We start from the raw sequence: 5162 nt of genomic DNA, 5'->3' as shown, positions 1-5162 counted from the left end.
CACCAGAGGGGGGAGCGGCTGGTGGCTCGCTGCCAGCGCAAGGGCCTTGTTGACGTCGATCAGACCAAAGCCGTAAGTGGGGCTGAACCACATGCCGGCGGCATTGCGCTCCCACCCTTCCAGCCCTTTCACGTCACGCACGCTGCCGTTGTTGCTGGTGTAGCGCACCATCACCGGCGGCTGTTTGGCATCAACCCGGGTCGCGCTGCGGGCCAGCAGATCCCGCAGGTCCCGTACCGGTAGATCCGGGTAGGCAGACATCAACAGCGCCATGGCGCCCGAGGTGCTGGGGGTCGCGGAGGAGGTGCCGTTCATCACGCCGTTGTAGTCGCAGCTGGCATCCAGTTGCGGGTTGCCGTGCAGCCGGTTGGTGCTGGGAGCGTCGGTGCGGTTGTAGCCCATGTCGCAACCGGGCAGATCCGTGGTCACCATCGCCGGAGAGTTGGAGCCATACTCGCCGCCAGGGGCGCTCAGGAAAACGTTGCTGCCGACGCTGGAGTAGGAGGATCTGACCCCATCGGCGTTGAGGGCGCTCACCACCAGGTTCCAGAAGTTGCTGTTGGATGGGTCGAGGTTGCTGTTTTCAAACGGCAATTTGGGGCCGTTGCCGGTGCGGTTGAGGATATAGCCACCCGAAATTATCTTGCTGAAGCCGTTGCCGGCGGCCTTGATATAGGCCGCACCCTGCGCCTTGAGGGTCTGCCGTTCGAACAGGCGATCGATCTGGGATTGATCCAGAGAGTTGGATGAGCTGGGATCCACCACACTCTTGCCGTAGCTCTGATTGAAGACCCGGTTGTCGCGGCTGGCCTCGCTGTCGCCAAGGGCGTAGAGCCAATCTTTCTGCAACTGCCGGCTTTTATTATCCAGCAGGTTGAACCCCTGCAACTGGGCTCGCGGGGCGATCCCTTTGGTGCCGAGCACGTTGTCCACCGACGCAATAATGCCGGATACCGAGGTGCCATGCGCCGTCTTCGGAGCGGTCGGGGTCGGATCATCGCTGCCGGTCACCACGTTTTTCGAGCCCGGGCGCACGTTGTCCGCCAGATCCGGGTGGGCGATGGCCAAGCCATCGTCGACGACCGCGACGTTGACGCCCTGTCCCAATATCCCGGCACGATGAGCCCACCAGAGGTTGAGATCATTGCCCGCTACCCCGCTACGGTCGCTGAACCCATCCTGCCCGCTGTTGAGCAGATACCACTGCTGATCCTGCAGGGGATTGCTACCTGGCAGACAGCGCTCGCTGCTGTTGCGTCCGATATCCACGCCACTCTCCTTGCCGGTGAGCGGCGCACAACCTTCATTTGCCTGAACGAGTGCACTGGGCAGGGTCGACAGCAGTGCTGTGATCGCCAGTGCTAACGATGTTTGCTTCATTATTTTTAAACTCCATTTTGGATCGCACCATCCTGGGTGCGACGGAAAGCTATACACGGATGATGGAGATCCAAAAAGGTATTTTTTGAAAACTGGGATATGTGTCAAAGAAGCTCGATCTGGTTTGTGATAAGGGTTTCAATGGTGTTCATTTTGTGTTCTATTGAGAACGCCTCTCATTTTTTGTTGCTGATCTTTTTGTCTGTAGTTAACTCTCTCGTTACTCTCCTTCGCAGCATCCATCTCGGTACGGGGCAATCCCGAGGGGGCGTCGTGCGTCCTGTAAAGTGAACGGCATCGCTGTGTGTACTGGAGTGAGTGCAGACAGGCGGGTGGCAGGCACTGCAAGGGCGATATGGCGGGGGTGTGCCAGCGGTTTATTGCTTGGCGGCGGTGGATAGCTCTGTTATGGTAATTGCCTTGGCCGTTTAGATGGCTGGATTGCTGCGGTGTGAGATGCGTTGCCTCTGGGGGCAACCCCCACCGCAGGCCCATATCTTGATGTGTACCTGACAGGGAGTCTCTATGCCGTTTCGTTCCTTCTTACCTTCTTCTTTCACTGCTTCCTTGCGCGCCACTGCTGGCGCCAGCACCTTCCTTGCCGCGATGGCGGTCGGGAGTCTCTCTTTTTCCGCAGTTGCCGCCGATGTCACCTTGCCCGCTAAAAAGGAGATAGTGATTGGCACCACGGTGGGTGATTTTGCCGACATGGTGACCGACTCCATCAAGCCGCAGCTGGAGGCCAAGGGGTACAAGGTCAAGCTGGTGGAGTTTACCGACTATGTGACCCCCAATATCGCCCTGGCCGATGGATCACTGGATGTGAACTGTTTCCAGCACAAACCCTATCTTGAGAGTTTTGCCAAAGACCGCGGCTTGTCACTGGCACCCATTACCCAGGTGCCAACCGGCCCGATGGGGCTCTACTCCGGCAAGCTGGCGGCACTCGACAAGGTAAAAGAGGGGAGTACGGTGGCCATTCCCAACGATCCCACCAATCAGGCGCGGGCCCTGTTGATGTTGCAGGAGCTCGGTTGGCTCACCCTCAAGGAGGGGATCAACCCGCTCAAGGCGAGCGAGTTAGATGTGGTGAACAACCCGCACAATCTCAAGCTGGTGTTGCTGGAGGCTGCGCAACTGCCCCGCTCGCGAGAGGATGTGGACTTCTCGGTGATCAACGGTAACTTTGCCGCTTCCAGCGGTATTCCGTTCAGCGAAGGACTGTTTCTGGAGCGCAGCTACGACTTCATCAACTGGGTGGTGGTGAAAAGCGCGGATGCGGATCAGCCGTTTGCCAGGGATGTGGCGGCGGCCTACAACTCGGCGGCTTTCAAAGCCTATGCGGCCAAGCGTTTCGTTGGCTACAAGTACCCGCAAGGGTGGGGTGGCTAACGCCCATTCAGGGTGTAACTATTCCGTTATGGCATGAAAAACGCCCCAAATGTGGGGCGTTTTTCATGGTGTCAAGCCATCAGCGCGGGCTTCATTGATTGCGATAGAAGCGGTTCAGCTCGTTCATCACCTGGATCATGGCGCCCATATCGGGGGTACCGTGCTTGATCGGGCGATAGCTGTTGCGCTCCAGCAGCTCGAAGTCACCTTGCTTGTTGAAGTGGGTGATGGTGTCGCCCTCATAGATGGCGAAGTCGTTCTGATCACCCGCCAGCAGCCAGTTGCGCGGGCTGGTATCGAACAGCGAGCGGCCAATGCTGTAATCACGCGCCGGATTGCGTACCCCCAGCATCCCCTGCATCAGGGTCGGCGCCAGATCGAAATGGCTGCTCGGCTGTTCCTGCACCTCACTGTTGCGACCCGGCCAGGCGAGCACCAGCGGCACCTGTACCTGATAGGGTGAGTAGTTGCTACCTGCGCCCCAACTGTTGCTGCGGGTGTCGTTGAATTCCTGACCGTGGTTGGCGGTGATCACGACGATGGTGTTGCTGTCCATCCCCTGCGACTGCAATTTGGTCAGCATCTGCTCAAGCAACTGGTCGGTATAGAAGACCGAGTTCTTGTAGCGGTTCTCCAGTTTTTGCAGGTTCTCCGCCCGATAGGCGGTCGCCGGATTGAAGTTGGCGAGTTCTGGCTGGAACGGCCCCTTCATGGTGGCAGGCAACTGGTAGTCGCCGGGGCTAGAGAGGTAGACCAGCGAGAACCAGGGACGCTCGGGGGAGCGCTTATCCAGCCACTGCTGCCAGTCGGTCAGCAGCTTGCCATCGTCACTCTGCTCGGAGACAAACACCTGTTTGCGCAGGCCGGAGAGGATGCTCTTGCGATACTTCTGGGCATCTTCCATCGCGCCGAACAGCCCGAACTGGTAATCCTGGCGCAGCATCTCGTCGAACAGCACCGGCGGACGCTTGTCGCTGCTGATGTCCTTGTAGTAGTGGCCGGGCAAGCCGTAGAAGAGGCTGAACATGCCCATCAGATCGTCGTTGCCGCCACTCAAGTGATTGCGGAACGTCAGGTGCTGATCCGCATAGCGCTGCAGATTGGGCATGTTGATGTTGTTGAGCATGTCAAAACGCAGGGAGTCGACCACCACAACCAGCAGATTGTTGTGGGTCAGAGGCGCGTTGACGTTGAGCGGGCGCAACGGATAGTGCATCCGGCTGTCGCTGTTATCACCCTGGGAGGCCGCCTGTTTCTCGTACTGATCCAGATCCAGCCAGCCATGTTTGGCCAGGAAGGAGCGGGCCGTCATGGGGTAGGAGAGGGGGAAGTTGGCTCTCTGCATGGTGATGGGCTGATAGAGGGTCGCATCCGCCCAGCTGTTGACCACGTGGGTCAGAATAAAGCAGATCAGCAGGGCCAGCCCCACCTGATTGCCGTACTGGCGGCGCTTGCGCTTGTTGATCTTGCGCCAGACATAGGCCGACAGCAGCAGTTGCAGCAGGAAGATGGTGGGCACGGCAACGAAGATGATGCTCCAGATTGAGCCCTCTTCGGTTTGTGCCTGATCCAGCAGCAACTGCCATACCTGACTGTTGAGGTGGAACTTGAACAGCCGGAATACCTGGGTGTCGATCAGCAGCAGCACCAGCGCCAGGGTGGCGATGATGGCCGAGATGAACCGCAACGATTTCTCCTTGGGCAGCACGAAGCTGAGCGGGAAGATCGTCAACAGGTAGGTGACAAAACTCAAGAACGAGAAGTGGCCAATCCAGCTTACAACGAGATAGATCACGCCAAGCGTGGTCGATGGCCAGCTGATGGCACCCAGATAACGGGTGGCAATAAGCATGGCCAGAATAATGTTGAAGAAGGAGAACCAATGCCCCCAGGTGATCAGGCGAGAGACATTATCACGATAGGGGTTACCGGTTTCGACCATAGTGATCCATCTGCGTTGAGAAACGTCAAATCAACAGAGTCGGGGACTCAGTGTGCGTCGTGGCGATTATCGACCGATGCGGTCAGGGCCTGGACAAACTTTTCAGTGATGGCCTGGCGCTGGGCCGGTGCCATACCGTTGATGATATTGGTGGTCAGATTACCAAGCACCATAAGGCTGAGATCCACCGGCGCTTTATGCTTTTCCAGCGCGGTGATCAGGTCGTTCATCAGGGCGTCAAACTGCTCGTTATTGTACTTTGATACGATGGGCATAATCTTCAGTTCATCTCGGTTCAAAGCGCCTTATAATACTTCACCCTTTCGGCTAACACTATGGCTTTGTGACATGAGTCTCGATATCGACAAGATCATTCTTCACTCCTTGCGCCAGGGCGGCGATGGTCAACCCCACGCCGATACCCGCAGCCAGACCCTGCCTCCCGACG

At 57.8% G+C, this 5162-nt stretch carries 4 protein-coding genes and 1 pseudogene; 2 read left to right on the top strand and 3 right to left on the bottom strand.

Annotation, left to right across the window (positions count from 1 at the left end):
- Positions 1–1380 (bottom strand): serine protease Asp (gene asp, locus LD28_RS0100620; RefSeq protein ID WP_033135106.1); only part of this gene is annotated, 1380 nt, incomplete at its 3' end.
- 606 nt (positions 1381–1986) lie between these two features.
- On the opposite strand from asp, the gene LD28_RS0100615 reads away from it, so the two are divergent.
- Positions 1987–2772, top strand: coding sequence for a MetQ/NlpA family ABC transporter substrate-binding protein (locus LD28_RS0100615; RefSeq protein WP_156120061.1), 786 nt, complete (start codon positions 1987–1989; stop codon positions 2770–2772).
- Positions 2773–2863: 91 nt separating this feature from the next.
- Here LD28_RS0100615 and LD28_RS0100610 read toward each other — a convergent pair whose 3' ends face one another.
- Together LD28_RS0100610 and LD28_RS0100605 are read right to left on the bottom strand one after the other, a co-directional pair.
- Positions 2864–4714: a DUF3413 domain-containing protein gene (locus LD28_RS0100610; protein ID WP_033135104.1), complete on the bottom strand. Its 1851-nt coding sequence runs from the start codon at positions 4712–4714 to the stop codon at positions 2864–2866.
- Between the two features lie 47 nt (positions 4715–4761).
- Complete coding sequence (locus LD28_RS0100605) at positions 4762–4989, bottom strand: YejL family protein (protein ID WP_005333874.1); 228 nt, start codon at positions 4987–4989, stop codon at positions 4762–4764.
- On the opposite strand from LD28_RS0100605, the pseudogene LD28_RS23985 reads away from it, so the two are divergent.
- A pseudogene (locus tag LD28_RS23985) lies at positions 4982–5162 on the top strand (nucleoid-associated protein YejK); the annotation flags it as partial. The gene LD28_RS0100605 and the pseudogene LD28_RS23985 overlap by 8 nt on opposite strands.

Origin of the sequence: Aeromonas finlandensis (genome assembly GCF_000764645.1) — a bacterium.
GTDB lineage: Bacteria > Pseudomonadota > Gammaproteobacteria > Enterobacterales > Aeromonadaceae > Aeromonas > Aeromonas finlandensis.
The sequence above is the reverse complement of the archived record's forward strand: the minus strand, read 5'-3'. Positions and strand labels throughout refer to the sequence as shown.

Excerpts from the sequence above, each read along its gene's own strand:
- LD28_RS0100615 (WP_156120061.1), top strand. The coding sequence starts at position 1,987 with ATGGCGGTCGGGAGTCTCTCTTTTTCCGCAGTTGCCGCCGATGTCACC.
- LD28_RS0100610 (WP_033135104.1), bottom strand. The coding sequence starts at position 4,714 with ATGGTCGAAACCGGTAACCCCTATCGTGATAATGTCTCTCGCCTGATC.
- LD28_RS0100605 (WP_005333874.1), bottom strand. The coding sequence starts at position 4,989 with ATGCCCATCGTATCAAAGTACAATAACGAGCAGTTTGACGCCCTGATG.